The organism is Stenotrophomonas sp. AGC87 (genome assembly GCF_057333975.1).
Window position 1 is genome coordinate 42029 of record NZ_JBHFHW010000028.1, and the last position, 16842, is coordinate 58870.

General features: G+C 67.1%; 13 protein-coding genes. 9 read left to right on the plus strand and 4 right to left on the minus strand.

What is annotated here, in order from left to right; genetic code table 11:
* Both ACE026_RS09905 and ACE026_RS09910 read left to right on the plus strand, forming a co-directional pair.
* A partial coding sequence (locus tag ACE026_RS09905; RefSeq protein ID WP_486038861.1) for an autotransporter family protein occupies positions 1-1084 on the plus strand: 1084 nt, incomplete at its 5' end.
* A 160-nt stretch (positions 1085-1244) separates the two neighbouring features.
* On the plus strand, positions 1245-2330 hold the full coding sequence (locus ACE026_RS09910; RefSeq protein WP_486038862.1) for a S41 family peptidase: 1086 nt from the start codon (positions 1245-1247) through the stop codon (positions 2328-2330).
* Between the two features lie 57 nt (positions 2331-2387).
* Here the strand turns inward: ACE026_RS09910 and ACE026_RS09915 are convergent, their stop codons facing one another.
* Both ACE026_RS09915 and ACE026_RS09920 read right to left on the minus strand, forming a co-directional pair.
* Complete coding sequence (locus ACE026_RS09915) at positions 2388-3614, minus strand: multifunctional CCA addition/repair protein (protein ID WP_486038863.1); 1227 nt, start codon at positions 3612-3614, stop codon at positions 2388-2390.
* An 83-nt stretch (positions 3615-3697) separates the two neighbouring features.
* Positions 3698-5686: a transglycosylase SLT domain-containing protein gene (locus tag ACE026_RS09920; protein ID WP_486038864.1), complete on the minus strand. Its 1989-nt coding sequence runs from the start codon at positions 5684-5686 to the stop codon at positions 3698-3700.
* Between the two features lie 531 nt (positions 5687-6217).
* Between ACE026_RS09920 and ACE026_RS09925 the strand changes: the two genes are divergently transcribed.
* The 3 genes from ACE026_RS09925 to ACE026_RS09935 all read left to right on the plus strand — a co-directional run bounded on the left by ACE026_RS09925 (position 6218) and on the right by ACE026_RS09935 (position 10215).
* Positions 6218-9091: a TonB-dependent receptor gene (locus ACE026_RS09925; protein ID WP_486038865.1), complete on the plus strand. Its 2874-nt coding sequence runs from the start codon at positions 6218-6220 to the stop codon at positions 9089-9091.
* Between the two features lie 184 nt (positions 9092-9275).
* Positions 9276-9902, plus strand: a complete 627-nt coding sequence (locus ACE026_RS09930) for a LysE family translocator (RefSeq protein ID WP_486038866.1) — start codon at positions 9276-9278, stop codon at positions 9900-9902.
* Between the two features lie 49 nt (positions 9903-9951).
* A complete protein-coding gene (locus tag ACE026_RS09935; protein WP_486038867.1) occupies positions 9952-10215 on the plus strand; it encodes a hypothetical protein in 264 nt (87 codons plus the stop codon).
* 96 nt (positions 10216-10311) lie between these two features.
* Here ACE026_RS09935 and fhuE read toward each other — a convergent pair whose 3' ends face one another.
* A complete protein-coding gene (fhuE, locus tag ACE026_RS09940; protein ID WP_486038868.1) occupies positions 10312-12468 on the minus strand; it encodes a ferric-rhodotorulic acid/ferric-coprogen receptor FhuE in 2157 nt (718 codons plus the stop codon).
* A 365-nt stretch (positions 12469-12833) separates the two neighbouring features.
* Between fhuE and ACE026_RS09945 the strand changes: the two genes are divergently transcribed.
* The 3 genes from ACE026_RS09945 (at position 12834) to ACE026_RS09955 (ending at position 15348) form a co-directional block, all read left to right on the plus strand.
* On the plus strand, positions 12834-13313 hold the full coding sequence (locus ACE026_RS09945; RefSeq protein ID WP_486038869.1) for a VOC family protein: 480 nt from the start codon (positions 12834-12836) through the stop codon (positions 13311-13313).
* Between the two features lie 104 nt (positions 13314-13417).
* Entirely contained in the window at positions 13418-14269 is an 852-nt protein-coding gene (locus tag ACE026_RS09950; RefSeq protein WP_486038870.1) for an AraC family transcriptional regulator, read from the plus strand.
* Complete coding sequence (locus ACE026_RS09955; RefSeq protein WP_486038871.1) at positions 14260-15348, plus strand: alpha/beta hydrolase family protein; 1089 nt, start codon at positions 14260-14262, stop codon at positions 15346-15348. The genes ACE026_RS09950 and ACE026_RS09955 overlap by 10 nt, the downstream gene beginning before the upstream one ends.
* Before the next feature lie 6 nt (positions 15349-15354).
* On the opposite strand, the gene ACE026_RS09960 is transcribed toward ACE026_RS09955, so the two are convergent.
* Positions 15355-15834, minus strand: a complete 480-nt coding sequence (locus ACE026_RS09960; RefSeq protein WP_486038872.1) for an Lrp/AsnC family transcriptional regulator — start codon at positions 15832-15834, stop codon at positions 15355-15357.
* Positions 15835-15906: 72 nt separating this feature from the next.
* Between ACE026_RS09960 and ACE026_RS09965 the strand changes: the two genes are divergently transcribed.
* A complete protein-coding gene (locus ACE026_RS09965) occupies positions 15907-16785 on the plus strand; it encodes an EamA family transporter (RefSeq protein WP_486038873.1) in 879 nt (292 codons plus the stop codon).
* Positions 16786-16842 lie beyond the last annotated feature (57 nt).

Below are 16842 nucleotides of genomic sequence, written 5' to 3' on the forward strand. Positions count from 1 at the left end.
GGGCCCGCCCCCGCAAACCGATACGCCACCGCCGGTACCGACCACGCCAGCCGCCGTGCCGGGTCCGCTGGCCGTGCCGCCGACACCGGGTGCAGTGCCTGCCGAAGGCGGCGTGGTGCCGCTGTATCGCGTGGAGGCGGCCACGTATGCAGTGGTGCCGCCGCTGCTGCGGGAGACCAGCCTGCTCAGCCTGGGCAGCTTCCACGAGCGCCAGGGCGAGCAGCGCCTGCTGGCCGGGCAGGGCGGGTTCCGCGCCGCGTGGGCGCGGATGATCGGGCAGAGCCATGAGCAACATTGGGAAGGCGATGCCAAGCCCAGCTTCGACGGTGACATCCAGGGCATCCAGGCTGGTGTGGATCTGTACGCAACGGCCGATGATCACGCGCGCAATCAGTTCGGCGTATTCGTCGGGCGCACGCGCGCGCAGGGCAATGTCAACGGCTTCGCGATCGGCTGGGACAACGTGGCGGTGGGCCGCACGCGCCTGGACGACAAACATGTCGGCCTGTACTGGACCCGCGTGGGCAGTGCCGGCGGTTATCTCGACGCGGTGGTCATGCAGAGCCGTTACGACGGCAATGCGTGGTCGGCGCGCGGCCTCGGGATCGATCTGCGCGGCGATGGCACCACGGCGTCACTGGAGGTCGGCAAGCCGCTGCTGCAGCTGGGGCAGTCCGCCTGGTGGCTGGAGCCGCAGGCGCAGGTGATCTGGCAGCGCAGCGCGCTGGATGACGGTGCGGATCGCATTTCCACGATCGGCTACGACAGTGACAATGCCTGGACCGGCCGCATCGGCCTGCGTCTGGCAGCCGACTACAACCTGGCCGGCAATGGCTGGCAGCCGTACCTCAAAGTGAACTACTGGCAGACCTTCGATGGCGAGGATCGCATCACGTTCGGGACCAATGAGCTGACCAATCAGCAGGCCGCCCGCGCGCTGGAAGTCGGCGTTGGTGTGGTCGCGCGCTTCAATGCCAATGTCAGCGCGTTTGCGGTGGCCGATTACACGCGCGATCTGGAAAGCAGCGCGCAGAAGGAGCGCAAGAGCATCGAGGGGAATATCGGCGTGCGGTTTGATTGGTGAGGCGGTTGTGGGTGCTGGCTGATCCGCGGCACGCTGCCCGCCCTGGGTGACGTGCTCCTCATTTCGGACTGACCGGTCGCCAGGACGGAGGGCGCGCGCCGTTCCTGTGGCCGTGTGCAGCGATATGCTGCGGACTACTCAACTACACGGATGTAGCGCGATGGTGATGTCCCTGCGGTCTCGTTGCACGCGCTCGGCGCTGCTGGCCGGTGTGCTGCTTGCACCGTTGGCGAACGCACAGGAGATGCCTGCGCCACCAGTACAGCTGCGGATCGTGGCGGTGCTGGAGCGCGAGGCGCTGTACCGCGACAAGGTCGATTGGCAGGCGCTGCGCACCCGCCTGCAGGCTCCCGATGCTGATCCCGCCAAGACCTGGACGCTGTTGCGCGATGCCATCGCCGTGAGCAGTGGGGGGCATGGACGGTGGCTGCCGGCGACCTACCCGTTGCTGCAGTCCCCGTCGAGCCGGGCCACCGCGGTGGCATCCAAGCCACCGCCGGCAACTCAGCGCACACGCGAGCACCGCGTCATGCAGCAACGTACTGACCAGCAGCGCGACATGGATACGGTCGGCCGGCGCATCGGCTGGATGACGGTGGGCGCCTTCAGCGGTGGTGGACCGGGCGACAGTGTGGCCTGGCAGCGGGCGAGTGTTGCGTTTGCAGGCTCGCTGCAGGACGCCATCCGCAGCAAGGACCGCGCGGAGCGATGCGGCTGGGTGGTTGACCTGCGACGCAACACCGGCGGCAACATGTGGCCGATGCTGCTCGGCTTGGCACCCTTGCTGGAAGAAGCGGGCGGCAATGCACCGCGGGTGGGTGCGTTCACCACGGCCGGCTCGGAGCGGTCGTGGTTCTCACACGACGGCGCGGTGTGGTTGGAGCAGAAGAAACTGCTCGATGCCGGCGCGGCGGAGTATCGGCTGCGTCATCCCGGCGCACCCGTGGCGGTGCTGTTCGGGCCGCGTACCGCCAGTTCGGGCGAAGCAACGGCACTGGCGTTCCGTGGACGTGCCAACACCCGAAGCTTCGGCCAGCCCACGGCAGGCGTATCCACGGGGAACCGGACCGAGCTGTTGCCTGATGGAAGCGCCCTGCTGGTCACCGGCAACGTCATGGTCGACCGTAACGGCCAGGGCGATGGCAGGAAGATCGCGCCGGATGTGGTGGTCGGTGAGGGCGAGGATGCTGCGGCGGCCGCAAGGGACTGGCTGCTGGCGCAACCGGCGTGCGCCAGCGCCACCTGAGGCGTCATCCGAGCCGCATGGATCCGGCTGGGCCGGGCGACGACGCTCAGCCGTCGATCAGCGCGTACGCACCGTGCTGATCGCTTTCACCCGCGCCTTGGCCAACGCCTCACCCACCGCCGGGCCCTTCAATCCGCTCAGATCCAGATCGCGCGCCTGCACCGCCAGCGCTGCCTGGTGCAGGCGTTTAAGCGTCTCACCCTGTGGGTAATCGCTGTCCTCGAAGCCGAGCCGGCCGCGCTTGTCGGCTTCGCAGCACAGCGCGATCTGCGCAATGCGCTCCGGGCGGCGGAAACCGTCGCAGCGGGCGAGCAGCTTCAACACGGTGACATCGCGCAGTTCGTCGATGCGGTGCACGTTGAGATGATCGCGGCACACCGCTTCGGCCAACTGGCGGTGGTCCAACGGCACTTTCAGTCGGTCGCAGAGGGAAGCCAGCGGGGCCAGGCCGCGTTCTTCGTGCTGCAGGTGACGCGGCCATTCGGCCGGCGGCGTCAGGCCTTTGCCAAGATCGTGGGTCAGTGCGGCGAAGCCGATCAGGTCATCGCCCGGCGCCAGCTGCGCGGCCATGTCGCTGACCATCTCCTGGTGCACGCCGGTATCGACTTCCGGATGGAACTCCGCGCGCTGCGGCACGCCGTACAGTGCCTCCAGCTCCGGCAGGATCGCGCCAAGGGCGTGGGCGTCATGCAGCGTGCGCAGGAACGCGGAGGGCCGCGCGGAGGTGAGGGCACGGCGCAGTTCCTGCCACACGCGCTCGGGCACCAACGCGTCGAGCTCGCCACTGGCGGCGACCTCCCGCATCAGCGCCATCGTCTCGTCGGCCACGGTGAAGCCCAGCGGTGCGAGGCGCGCCATGAAGCGGGCCGCACGCAGCACCCGCAGCGGATCCTCGACGAAGGCCGGGCCGACATGGCGCAGCACGCGCTGCTCGATGTCGCGCACGCCGCCATACGGATCCACCAGTTCACCGGTGGCTTCATCGCAGGCGATGGCGTTGATGGTGAAGTCGCGACGTTGCAGGTCCTCTTCCAGCGTCACCGCGGGATCGGCATCGACCACGAAGCCGCGATAGCCGCGGCCGGACTTGCGCTCGGTGCGGGCCAGCGCATATTCCTCACCGGTATCGGGGTGGAGGAACACCGGGAAATCGCGGCCCACGGCCTTGTACCCCTGCGCTTCCATCTGCGCCTGGGTGGCCCCGACCACGACCCAGTCGCGGTCGCCCGGGGCGCGCTGCAAGAGGCGGTCGCGCACGGCGCCGCCAACCAGATAGATTTTCATGTGCCCATGATGCCGCAGTGGACCAAGGCCATGCCAACCGGTGGTCCCGGATTCTGCGGCGCCGGCTGGCATGCCGGCGCCGGTCAATCCCCGCCCTTGTCGGCGTTGGCCGCGCAGGCGAAGGTCTTGCGCTTGACCTGCAGCCGGCCGTTCATGCGGTCGGTCACCGGCAGCGCGTCACCGTTCAAGCGCCAGTCGTAAATGACGCTGAAGGCCAGAATACGCGCGACGTACTCGCGGGTTTCCTTGTAGCTGATCGTTTCGATCCAGATGTCCGGATCGAAACCCGGGCGCTGCGACTGCCAGCGGGCGGTCGGGGTCGGGCCGGCGTTGTAGGCGGCGATGGTGACGTAGGGCAGGCCGTCGTACTTGTTCATCAGCTGGCGCAGGTAGGCCGTGCCGATGGCAATGTTGGTGTCAGGGTCGTAGAGACTGGCGGCACCACCGTAGTTGGTCAGGTCGATCGATTTGGCCACGGCCGCGCCGGTGGTGGGCAGGACCTGCATCAGGCCCATGGCGTTGGCCGGTGAGCGGGCCTTCGGGTTGAAGATGCTCTCGGCGCGGATTTCCGCAGCGACCCAGGCAGGGTCGATGGCATTGCGTGCGGACTCGCGGCGAATGCTGTCGTCGTGGTGCAGCGGGAAGCGCAGCGAATACAGGCGCTGCTCGTCCGGGGTCTTGCCGAGCGAGAACACCGCACGGTCGAACCAGCCGTTGTCGCGGGCGACTTCCACCGCGAGGCGCCGCTGCGTGTTGTCGTAGCGGCTCAGGGCGTCGTTCCACTCGGCCACGGCCCAGCCCGCCCGTTCGATCTTGAACAGTTCCATTGCGCGCACGATCGCCGGGTCGCGGGCGACCGCCGCCTGCGCCTGGGCGCTGTCGTTGGGTTCCCACGGGCACAAGGTGTAGTTCTGGCCGAGCTGATCGGCGGCCAGGAAGCCATGGAAGGTGGCCGCACGGGCCGCCTCACGGAAGGCCGCCTGCGCTTCGCTGCGTTTGCCGGTCTTGTCCAGCATGCGCGCTTCGAAATAGCGCCAGCGCGAATCGGCGCGCTGGGTTGGGCCCATCTTGCGGATCGCGGTCAGTGCGGCTGGCCAGTCGCCGCGCGACAGCGCTTCGCGCGCACGCCATTCGTGCAGGCGCTCGTCGTACGCCGATTCGGGCACCGCATTGAGGCGACGGGCGGACTCGGGACCGTACGAGGCCACCGTCCACAGCGCGATCTGGTACAGCACCTGCGCGCGCTGCGCGGCGCTTAGCTGCAGGGCGTCGGCGTACTGCGGCAACTGCTGTTCGGTGGCCCCGGGATCGGCCTTGGCCAGCTTGGCCAGACCATCGGTGGCGATGCGCCGGCTGCGCTCATTGCGTGGCCAGTTCAGCGCGCTGGCGTTGGGCTTGTCGACGAAGGCGGCGTAGGTGTTGGCCAACGCCAGCTCCGCGGCCGGCAGGCCGCGCGCGGCACTACGCATCACCGCCGGCTGCTGCTCATCGGCAGCGGCATCGATGCGGGCCCAGCGCAGTTCGGCGTTCATGCCGCCCTTGGCATCCAGCACTGCAAAGACCGGATCGCAGGCATCGGGCAGCGATTTGCCGGTACTGCGCCAGATCGCCTGCGCCTCGCTGACCCACTGCGCATCGGCCTTGCCGGTAGCCTGGCGTGCATTGAGCTGGGCGCAGCGCAGGCCGACATTGGAGGTGTCGGTCCAGTTGGCCAGCAGCGTCGGCCAATCCTGGCGCCGCGCCACTGCGGGCAGCCACACATTGCGGAAGCTGGTGGCGACGGCCTGACCGTTGTAGCGCTTGAGGAAATCCTGCGCCTGCATGTTGCTGACGGTATCGATGTTGCGCCGCAGGTTGGCGAACTCCACCCAGCCATACAGCGGGTGCTTGCTCAGTGCCGCCGCCTGGGCAGGATCGAACTGGCCGCGCTCGGCATTGTCGATCACGGCCTTGAGCTGCGCGCGCTGGGCATCCAGGTTCTGGGCATCGGCCACCGGGCTGACCCCGGAACAGGCCAGCAGGACGGTCGCGCTGAAGAAATAGAGGGGAAGTCGAGTCATGCCGGAAAGCATAACGGGGGCCGGTGAAAGGCGGTGAGGGCAATCCGACTCGAGGATGAACGGGCGCCGCTGAGGCGGTCCATTCGCATGACCGGTCCATCGCTCCGCCGGTGACCAGGGGCATGGAAGCACGCGCCGATCGCGCTCCATCGCATCCCGGGCGGTCTAGCACGTGGTTGCCCGTGCGGGCGCCCCTCAACGGCTGCGCACTGAAGCCGATTCCGACGCGCTGGATGGCGCAATCGCCAAGGTCCCAGTCGCCACCCGAATCCCGGTATCCAGCGGATGGCGATCGCGCAGCAGCGGCACGACGCCCGCCTTGGATGCCGTCAATATCCCTCGAAAACAGCGACATTTGCGTTCGCACGCAGCGCACCTGAGCTGCCTCCGTAGCGGGACCCTTGCGCAGTCGGCTTTGTCGATTTCCCGTGAAAGCGAGGCGCACGTCACTCCTTCACATTTACAGGTTGTTTACAAAGGAGACACTGCCGCCATGCAGGGGGAGCGGCAGTCCGGCCCACCATTCCTTTGGAGAGAGAGCGAATGAACAACCTGCATCACCGCCCGTTGGCGGTTGCCGTATCGCTGTGCCTGCTGCTGGCAGCACCCGCCCTGGCCAGCGCGCAGGACGCGCCACGCAGTACGACCGATCTGGGCCGGGTGGAAGTGACCGGCAGCCGGATCAAGCGGGCCGAAGTGGAAGGGCAGGTGCCGATCCAGACCCTGACCCGCACCGAGATCGAACGCACCGGCCTGACCTCGATCGGCGACGTGCTGCAGCAGCTGACGGGCTCCGGCTCGGCGCTCAATGCGAAATTCAATTCCTCGGGCAACTTCGGCTTCCCCCCCGATGGCAGTGGCGTGGGTGCGGGGTCGGCCCAGGTCGACCTGCGTCACCTGGGCGCCAAGCGCGTGCTGGTGCTGGTCGATGGCATCCGCTGGGTCAATGAATCTTCCGCGTCCGGCGTGGGCGCGGCGACCGATCTGAACACCATTCCGCTGGCCATCGTCGAGCGCATCGAAGTGCTCGAAGACGGCGCCTCCTCGCTATACGGCTCCGACGCAATCGCCGGTGTGGTCAACATCATCACCCGCCGCGAATTCGACGGCGCGCAGGTGACGATGAACTACGGCGAATACACCAAGGGCGACGGCACCCAGAAGGGCGTGGACCTGGCCTGGGGCACCAGTGGCGACCGCTACACGTTGTTTCTGGGGGCCAGCTGGACCAAACAGGACCCGGTGTATGCGCGCGATCGCGAGCAGTCGCGCTTCCCGATTCCCGGCACGGGGCTGGCATTCGGCAGTGGTGGCATTCCGCAGGGGCGCTTCTCCTTCGTGGATCCCAATACCGGTGCCGACCAGGACATCGTGCCCAATACCGGCGTGAGCACGCCGCGCTACGACGGCAGCGCCGGCTGCGACCGCAGTGATGACTACCACTGCTTCACCTCGGCCGACCGCTTCAACTTCGCCGAGTACAACATGGTGCTCACCCCGTCCGAGCGGAAGGGCATCTTCGGCCAGTTCCGCTTCGACCTCACCGATGACATCCAGTGGTACATCAAGGCGCTTGGCAATCGCCGCGAGTCCACCAACCAGGCCGGTCCGGAGCCGCTGTTCTTCGGTCCCGATGGCGCCACCGGCAATCCGCTGGCCGACAATATCGTCGTCTCCGGCCTCAATCCGTACAACCCGTTCGGCTTCGATCTGGTCGCCTCGGGCAACATGAGCCTGATCGGCCGCCGCCCGGTGGAAGGCGGCGCGCGCGTGTTCGAGCAGGAGGTCAACACTCAGTACTTCGCCACCGGGCTGGTCGGCCAGTTCCAGGCGGCCGACCGCAGCTGGTTCTGGGACCTCAACGGCATGTACAGCAAGAACAAGGCCGAGCAGACCAACTACGGCAGCTACGACATCTACAAGGTCAACATGGCGCTGGGCGATCCGGCGATCTGTGCGGCCACCCCCGGCTGCGTACCGCTGAACATTTTCGGTGGGGTCGGCTCGATCACCCCGGAGATGCTGCGCTGGATCCAGCCGGTAGTGCGTGACCGCAGCCAGAACGAGCTGAGCCTGTTCACCGCCAACCTGAGCAGCGAGCTGTTCACCCTGCCGGCCGGCCCGGTCTCGTTCGCCACCGGCTATGAGTACCGCAAGTACGAGGGCCGCTACGATCCGGATCCGCTGACCGTGATCGGTCACTACAACGGCGTGCCGTCGCTGCCCACCTCCGGGTCCTACGATGTCAACGAGGCCTACCTGGAGTTGAGCGTACCGATCTTCGCCAAGAGCGCGCTCGGCGAAAAGCTCGACCTGAGCCTTGCGGGGCGCTACTCGGATTACTCCACCTTCGGCGGCGAGTTCACCCCGAAGTACGGCCTGCGCTGGCAGGTGACCAATGACTTCGTGCTGCGCACCAGCTATGCCGAAGGCTTCCGCGCGCCGTCGATCGGCGAGCTGTACGGCTCGGCCGCGCGTGCCGATCTGCAGTTGTTCGACCCGTGCTCGGGCGGGCTGGGCGGCACCCCGCCGCGCGGCAGTGCCGCCAACTGTGCCGCGCTCGGCGTGCCGGGCGGCTTCCAGCAGGCGAACTCGCAGATATCGGTCACCACCGGTGGCAACGCGGAACTGGATCCGGAGCGCTCGCGCAGCTTCAGCGCCGGCTTCGTGTGGAGCCCGTGGTTCGGCAGCAACGCGTCCTGGTCGGAGCGCTTCGATGTCGAGGTGACGTTCTACCGCCACCACATTGAAGGTGCGATCCAGGCGATCAACGCGCAGACCCAGCTTGATCTGTGCGTGGACACGCTGGACCCGCTGTACTGCAGTGGCATCACCCGCGCCTCCACCGGGGCGGTCAGCAGCTTCAACAACCGGTTGACCAACCTGGGTTCGATCAAGACCGATGGCTGGGATGTGGATCTGTTCTGGACCCTGCCGCAGACGGAGATCGGGCAGTTCAAGCTGGGCTGGCAGAACACCTTCGTCGGCCGCTATGAGGCGTTGGGGGCAGCCGGCCAGAAGCAGCCGCAGGAGCCCGGTGTGGAAGTGGCCGACAGCTCGATCCCGGAGTGGACCAGCAATGCCACGCTGAGCTGGAACCTGTCCAACTGGAATGCCTCCTGGACGGTGCGCCACATCTCCAAGCTCACCGAGGAGTGTGGCGACGTGGCGGCGTTCCCGATCTGCGGCAACCAGGCCGAAGGCACCAACGAGCTGGCGGCGACCACCTTCCACGACATGCAGGTGGGCTACAAGATCGACTGGATGAAGGGCCTGCAACTCAGCGCCGGCCTGAACAACGTGTTCGACAAGGATCCGCCGATCTGCCTGTCGTGCTCGCTCAATGGCTACGACGCCTCCACCTACGACATCCCGCGCGGGCGCTACTGGTACGTGCGCGCGGACCTGCGGTTCTGATCGCGGGTTGATGCGGACGTGACATACCGGGGCGCCATGAGGGCGCCCCGGTGCGTTTCGGGCGGACAACCCGGTTGCGAGGACCGGCCATCTCGCGAGTCCGGCATGCCGGTGCTGTTTCCGTCAGGCATCATTGCGCTGCCGGCCAGCGGCCGGCACTACCTCTCTCTCGAACTGTATTGCCATGAACCTGCATACCTGGTGGATCTTCGCCGTCACCGTGTTCGTCCTGTGCGGCACGCCCGGCCCGAACATGCTGCACGTGATGACCCGCAGTGTGCGCGTCGGCTTCCGCCGCAGTATCGCCGCCATGGCCGGCTGCCTGACCGCGCTGGTACTGGCCCTGGCGATCTCCGCCGCCGGGCTGGGCGCGGTGCTCAAGGCCTCGCCGATGGTGTTCGACGTGCTGCGCTACGCGGGCGTGGCGTACCTGGTGTACCTGGGGATCAAGGCCTGGCGCGGCGGTGATGCGCCGATCGACGTCGGCAGTACCACGGCGCTGGTGCCCAGTTCACGCACCGTGCTGTTCCGCGATGGATTCATCATCGGCATCAGCAACCCGAAGCTGCTGCTGTTCGCCTCGGCGTTCCTGCCGCAGTTCGTCGATCTCACCCAGCCGCAGCTGCCGCAGTTCGTGATCCTGGTGGGCACCTTCGCGGTGATGGAAATGTTCTGGTACGGGGTGTACGCCGCCGGCGGCCACGGGCTGGCCGGTTATCTGGCCAAGCCGGGGCTGCGCAAGGTGTTCGACCGCGTGGTCGGCACGATCTTCATCGGGTTCGGGTTGGCGCTGCTGCGCGCCAGGCCGTAGTCGGACATCAGGCGACAGCCCGGACAGCTGAGGCATCAACGGCGCGCTGGTGGGCGAAATCAACGCAGAAAACAGCGTTCATTTCGCGGCTTCGCTGCACTCAGGCGCATCCAGTCTGTTGATTGCCAATTGGGCAAACACGGATGAGAACGCAATGAGGAAGACACTCTCTGCCACGCTGCAGGCCGCAGCCCTGGGACACACCGCCTACGGCGCCATGGAACTCTGGAACGGTGTGGCGATGCCGGGTGCTGCGATGACCGCGGTCCTGCTGATGGCCATAGGCCTCCATCTACGCAGGCGGGCCGCGTGAGTGGCCGGGGCCGCGGCACGCCCTTGAACGTGTAGCAACGCAAAGGGCCGGGAAATTCCCGGCCCTTTGTTTCTCGTTGGATGACTATTTCAGTGGTCAGAACGACCAGTTGAACGTGATCGACCCGTTGCGACCATCGCCGTAGGCACCGTAGCCGGTGATCTGCGAGAGGTACTTCTTGTCCAGCAGATTGTTGAGGTTGGCCTGCACGCTGAACTCCGGGGAGATGCGGTAGCGCACGAAGGCGCTCACCAGCGCGTAGCCTTCCTGTTCGAAGCGGCCAAGCCCCGGGATCGGGTAGTAGATACGGTTCTGCCAGTTGGCACCGCCGCCGACCGTCAGTGCGGTGAGCGACTGGGGGGTGTAGCTGGTGAACAGTTTGATGGTGGTCTGCGGCAGGTTGGTGTTGATGTCCGCGTCGTTGATGTCCTTGGCCACGTAGCGCGACGCACCAAACGTGGCGTTCCAGCCCGGGGCAAGCTCACCGTTGAGTTCGAACTCAACGCCGCGGCTGACGGTGCCGCGCGCGGCGATGTACGCCGTTTCGAGTTCGTTACCGTCTACCTTGTCCATCGTGGCCTGGCCGACGTTGTCCTGCTCGATGCGGAACACGGCCAGCGAGGCGTTCAGGCGGTTATCGAACCACGCGCCCTTGACGCCTACCTCGTAGCTCTTGCCATCGACCGGGTCCAGATAGCTGCCCGCCTTGGTGCGCAGCGTCTGTGGCTGGAAGATCTCGGTGTAGCTGGCGTAGGTGGAATACGTGTCGTTGAGATCGTAGACCAGGCCCGCATACGGCGTGGTGACCTTGTGCGAGCGGTCCGCGTCTTCGCCCTCGCTTTTCCAATCGGTGTAACGAGCACCGAGGATCAGCTTCAACGGATCGGCCAACGACAGGCGGGTCGCCGCGTAGCCGGCCTTCTGGGTGATGGTGCCCTGGCTGGCCAGGCTCAGCGGGTTCCAGTTCGGTTCCGGGATGTTGCCGGTCCAGTTGAGATAGTTGTCGATCGGGCCCCACGCGGTATTGGTGCCGCCGACCTGGAAGTCACCGTAGTTGGCGTACTCGCGCTTGTTGTAGCTCAGGCCGGCCATGAACTGGTGCTCGCGGCCGAACAGTTGGAACGGGCCTTCCACAAAGCCGTCCACGCTGTCGACCTTGCGCTCGGTGTTGTACAGGCCCGCCATTGGCGTGATGCCGCTGCCGGTGACCTTGTCGAAGGCGGTGTAGGACGGGTAGAACAGCTTGTCGTTGGCATTGGTCTTGTCGTGCGTCGCACCGACCTTGACCTTCCAGTCATTGGCGAAAGCGTGTTCCAGCGTGGCGAACAGGCGCTTGCTGGTGGTATCCCAGTAGGTCCACCCCGGGTTCGCACTGAAGGTCTTGTCGTACGGTGTGGGGGTGCCGTCGGAGTACCACATCGGGAAGCCACCCCAGGTCGCGCCGTTGGCGCGCTTCTGCTGGTAGTCATAGCCCACGCTCAGCTGGGTATCCGGGGTCAGGTCGGCATCGATCACCGCATAGCCCAGCGTCTTGTGCTGGTCGTAGCGGTCCATCTGCGATTCGGTATCCAGGTAGCTGCCGATCACGCGCGCACGCACCGAGCCGCTGGCGTTCAGCGGGGTGGTCACATCCACCGTGCTGCGGGTGCGGCCCCAGCTGCCGACATTGACCGACACGTTGCCGGTCAGCTCGGCGCTGTCGGCGTGCTTGCGGATCAGGTTCACCGAGGCGGACGGGTTGCCGGCGCCGGACAGCAGGCCGGTGGCGCCACGCACCACTTCCACGCGGTCGTACAGGGCAAGGTCCAGGCCGGAATCGCCGTAGCTCCAGTTCTGCACCATCTGGGTCGGCAGGCCGTCGAACTGGTAGCTGTCGATGTAGAAACCGCGCGCGTAGAACTCGGTGCGCTCGGTATCGGACTGGGTGCTGCTCACGCCGGTGGTGTTGGCCAGCACGTCGATGATGTCATCAAGGTTCTGATCCTCGATGCGCTGGTGGCTGATGATGCTGACCGACTGCGGAATCTCGCGCGGGGCCAGATCGAAGCGGGTACCGGCCGAGGTCCTGCGGACCGAATAGCCTTCGGCGCGCTCGCCCTTGACCACGATCTTGTCCAGGGTGGTGGCGTCAGGGGTCGCATCCTGCGCGAACGCAGGCGCGACGGCGAGGGCGCACAGGGCCACCATCAAGGCCTGCGGCAGCGGGCGACGGTGCATCGACGGGCGGGACAGCACGTGGGCGGAGCGGGTCATCGGCGTTTCCAGAAAGGCGGCAACGGGCATGGCCGGCGTCCTGGGTGGCCTGCGGCGGAGCGGGGTGGGGGCAGGAAGCGGCTGGCGGGGGGGCGGTGACCCGGCGCGGGCTCGATAACTGTTCACGGGTGCGCATCCCTTGCGCGACCCGGATCACACTATGGTAATAGCAATGATTCGCATCATCAACCGCATCCGCGTGAAAGGCGGTGCTGAATGCAGGCGGCGCAAGGCCGCGTCGTATTCATCTTGCCCAACCCGGTCGCGTGTGCATATCGCTTTGCCACCGCTACCCGCGCGCAGGCTTAACACCCCGGGGCCTACCGTGAGCAGGCGCTATCCATTCTCTGCTGCAGGAGATGCCCATGGTCAGCAAGAACACGATCTGCCTCTGGTTCGACGGTACCGCGCTGGACGCCGCCACCTTCTACGCCGCCACCTTGCCGGACAGCGCGGTGCACGCCATCCACCATGCACCGGCAGACTTTCCCTCCGGCAAACAGGGCGATGTGCTGACCGTCGATTTCACCGTCGCCGGCATCCCCTGCATCGGGCTCAACGGCGGGCCGGCGTTCAAACACAGCGAAGCGTTCTCCTTCCAGATCGCCACCGATGACCAGGCCGAAACGGACCGGTTGTGGGCTGCGATCGTCGGCAACGGGGGCGAGGAAAGTGCGTGTGGCTGGTGTCGCGATAAATGGGGTCTGTCCTGGCAGATCACGCCGCGGGTGCTGACCGACGCGGTGACCAGCAAGGATCCCGCCGTGGCCCGGCGCGCGTTCGAGGCGATGATGACCATGCGCAGGATCGACGTGGCGGCCATTGAAGCTGCGGTGAGGGGCTGAGACAACAGGCGGGGGCGCGTTGCAGCGGACAGCAAGAACGATCAAATGGCGCGGCGCGCGCTGGGTTACGCTGCGGCCCCGTTCATCGGCATGGATCTGGCGGTATGGGTGCGGCACGCAGGGCCCTGTGGTACATCGAAAGCCACTTCGCTGAAAACCCGTCGCTGGCCGATATCGCCGGCGTGGTGGGGCTGTCGCCGTTCCATCTCTCGCGGCTGTTCCAGCTCAGCACCGGCACCTCGGTGGTGCGCTATCTGCGCGGCCGCCGGCTGACCCACGCCGCGTACCAGCTGGCGGCCGGGGCTGGTGGCATCCTGGAGGTGGCCATCGCTGCTGGTTACGCCTCGCATGCAGCCTTCACCCGCGCATTCTCCGAGCAGTTTGGGCGATCGCCCGAGCAGGTGCGGGAGCAGGGGCTGGGCGGCGTGGTGCTGGTCGAGGCATTGAAACTGATCGACCCCTCGACACCCTGCACGATCGAACCCCATCGCGCGCACCGTGGCACCCTGCGCGTGGCCGGGATCGGTGCGCACCACACCTCCGCGACCGTCGCATCGATTCCTTCGCAATGGCAGCGCCTGGACGAGGCGCATGGGCTGGGTGCGCAGATCGCCTACGGCGTGTGCGGCAACAACGATGCCGAAGGCGGCTTTGACTATATCGCCGGCGTGGAGATCAGCGCATCCGCGCCCGTGCCCGCCGGCTGGCAGGCGATCTCGATCGCGCCCCGCGAGTATCTGGTGGCCTGGCATGCCGGGCACATTTCCGCGATCCGCTCCACCTGGTTCTGGCTGTTGAATGACTATCTGCCGGCGTCCGGCCTGACCCTGGCCGACGCACCGGACCTGGAGCGCTACGACGCGCGCTTCGATGACCGCAGCGGCCACGGCGGGGTGGAGATCTGGCTGCCGCTGGCCGACACGTTGCACCTCAAGGAGATTGACCCATGCGAATGACCGCCCGTTGTTGTGCCGCGCTGCTGGCGCTGTGCCTGCCCCTGTTTGCCGCTGGGGCCGTGCCGCCCGTCGGCGAGCGGCACGGCGTTGCGCATACGCCCAGTGCGGCCGTGCGCGATGCCGACCACCGCGACAGCGTGCGCTACACCGTGTGGTATCCGGCCCAACCCGATGCGCAGGAAACCGCGCTGACGATCGGCCCGCCGGGGGCGCCCTTGTTCGAGGGCGGTAAGGCGGCCGCCGATGCCGCCATTGCCAAAGGCCGCTGGCCGGTCCTGCTGCTCTCGCACGGCAACGGTGGCAGTGCCCGGATGATGGGCTGGTTCGGCACCGCGATGGCGCGGGCCGGGTACGTGGTGATCGCGGTGGACCATCCTGGCAACAACGGGGTAGATCCGATGACCGAGGCCGGCAGCATCTTGATGTGGAACCGGGTGGATGACCTGGCGGCCGCGCTGGCTGCCGTGCAGGCCGATCCCGCGCTGGCAACGGAGATCGATGCCACCCGGTTGGGCATCGCGGGCTATTCGGCCGGCGGATTCACTGCCTTGGTTGCCGCGGGCGCACGCCCGGACGTGAAGCGGCTGCTGGCGTTCTGCCGCGCGCATCCCACCGATGGGGTATGCGCCCCGCAGGCGGAGAACCCGGCGCTGACGCTTGCCCGCCGGATGGCGGCTGCAGACACACCGGAACTGGCCCCGTGGGTGGCCAAGGCCGGTGAGGACCGCGCCATTGCCGGGGTACGTGCGGTAGTGCTGATCGCGCCGGCCATGGTGCAGGCCTTCGCCCCGGAGGAACTGGAGAAGGTGACCCAGCCGGTATCGATCATCGTCGGTGCGGCCGACACGGTGGCCTCACCGGCCACCAACAGCGACATCGCGGCCGCAGGCCTGCCGAAGGCGAGGTTGACCACCCTGCCGGAGGTCGGGCACTACGACTTCCTGTCCAGCTGCACCGCCCTGGGCCAGACCCGCGTCGGTGCACTCTGCCAGGTGGCGGCGGACAAGCAGGCCACACACGGGGCCGCGATCACGGAAGCGACGGCATTGTTCGATGCTGCGCTGTCGGCCACGCGCTGACCCGGATCACTCGGCGAGGGGAACCGCCAGGCTGCGCTTGAGCGTACTCAGCGCCACCGCGGTGCGGAAGCGCTCGATGTTGTCGTCGTTGCCGAACAGCCGCTCGCTGATCGCTTCGTATTCTTCCATCGAGGCGGCGGTCAGGATCAGCAGGAAATCCGCCTCGCCGGTGATCGCGTAGCACTGCTGCACGGCGGGGTCCTCCTGCACGCGACGGCGGAAGGGCGCGACCCGATGCGGTTGCTCGCTGGCGACGCGGACCTCGACCGTGATCGTCAGCGGCCGGCCCAGCCGGGCCTGGTCCAGCACGGCGACGTTGGCACGGATGATGCCGGTCTCTTCCAGGCGCTTGATCCGTCGCTGCACCGCCGGGGCCGACAGGCTCACCGCCTCGGCGATCTCGCGCTGCGGGGTGGCGTTGTCGTGCTGCAGGATCGCCAGGATGGCGCGGTCGAAGCTGTCGGGGGTGTAGGGCGTGGCGGACATGGTGAGTGAAACATGCAGGAAGGCCCCTGCAATTGAGCATCTCCTTCGGCCGTAGCGCAATATCCTGTGCGGATGTCGACCTCCCGCCTCTCCAGCTTCTTCCCCGCCCTGGCCGTGCTCGGCTCGGTCACCTCCTTGGCCGTGGGCACCTCGTATGCCAAACAGCTGTTCCCGCTGATCGGTGCGCAGGGCACCAGCGCATTGCGCGTGGGTTTCTCGGCGCTGGTGCTGTTGATGGTGTTCCGGCCGTGGCGCTGGACCACCTCGCGCGCCGATGCCGGAGCGATCTTCCGTTACGGCATCACGCTCGGGGTGATGAATCTGCTGTTCTACATGGCGCTGCGCACGATCCCGTTCGGCATCGCGGTGGCCATCGAATTCTGCGGGCCGTTGGCGGTGGCGATGTGGTCCTCGCGGCGGCCGGTCGATTTCGTCTGGGTCGGCTGCGCGCTGGTCGGGCTGTTGCTGCTGCTGCCGCTGGGCCATGGTGAGCCACTGGACCCGGTCGGGGTGATGTTCGCGCTGGGCGCGGCAGTGTGCTGGGCGATGTACATCATCTTCGGCAAGCGCGCCGGGCATCTGCCGGCCGGGCACACGGTCTCGCTGGGGCTGTGTGCGGCGGCGCTGGTGGTGGTGCCGGTCGGCGTGGCGCACGCGGGCATGGCACTGCTGGATCCGAAGATCCTGCTGTTCGGGCTGGGCGTGGCCATCGTCTCCAGCGCGATCCCGATGTCGCTGGAGATGATGGCGCTCAAGCGGCTGCCGAAGGAGACCTTCGGCATCCTGATCAGCATGGAGCCGGCCGTCGCCGCGCTGCTGGCGATGGGGCTGCTGGCCGAGCACCTGACCACGCTGCAGTGGGCGGCAATCGGCTGCACCGTGGTGGCCTCGGTGGGCAGTACGTTGACCGCGAAGCGAGCGGTGCCCCTTGTGCCGGGCGCGCCAGCGTGAACGCGATGCCGTGACCGGTAGTGGGGGGGGGGGGGGGGGGGGGGGGGGGGGGGGGGG

Coding starts and splice junctions, on each gene's coding strand:
- ACE026_RS09910 (WP_486038862.1), top strand. CDS start 1,245: ATGGTGATGTCCCTGCGGTCTCGTTGCACGCGCTCGGCGCTGCTGGCC.
- ACE026_RS09915 (WP_486038863.1), bottom strand. CDS start 3,614: ATGAAAATCTATCTGGTTGGCGGCGCCGTGCGCGACCGCCTCTTGCAG.
- ACE026_RS09920 (WP_486038864.1), bottom strand. CDS start 5,686: ATGCTTTCCGGCATGACTCGACTTCCCCTCTATTTCTTCAGCGCGACC.
- ACE026_RS09925 (WP_486038865.1), top strand. CDS start 6,218: ATGAACAACCTGCATCACCGCCCGTTGGCGGTTGCCGTATCGCTGTGC.
- ACE026_RS09930 (WP_486038866.1), top strand. CDS start 9,276: ATGAACCTGCATACCTGGTGGATCTTCGCCGTCACCGTGTTCGTCCTG.
- fhuE (WP_486038868.1), bottom strand. CDS start 12,468: ATGACCCGCTCCGCCCACGTGCTGTCCCGCCCGTCGATGCACCGTCGC.
- ACE026_RS09945 (WP_486038869.1), top strand. CDS start 12,834: ATGGTCAGCAAGAACACGATCTGCCTCTGGTTCGACGGTACCGCGCTG.
- ACE026_RS09950 (WP_486038870.1), top strand. CDS start 13,418: ATGGGTGCGGCACGCAGGGCCCTGTGGTACATCGAAAGCCACTTCGCT.
- ACE026_RS09955 (WP_486038871.1), top strand. CDS start 14,260: ATGCGAATGACCGCCCGTTGTTGTGCCGCGCTGCTGGCGCTGTGCCTG.
- ACE026_RS09960 (WP_486038872.1), bottom strand. CDS start 15,834: ATGTCCGCCACGCCCTACACCCCCGACAGCTTCGACCGCGCCATCCTG.
- ACE026_RS09965 (WP_486038873.1), top strand. CDS start 15,907: ATGTCGACCTCCCGCCTCTCCAGCTTCTTCCCCGCCCTGGCCGTGCTC.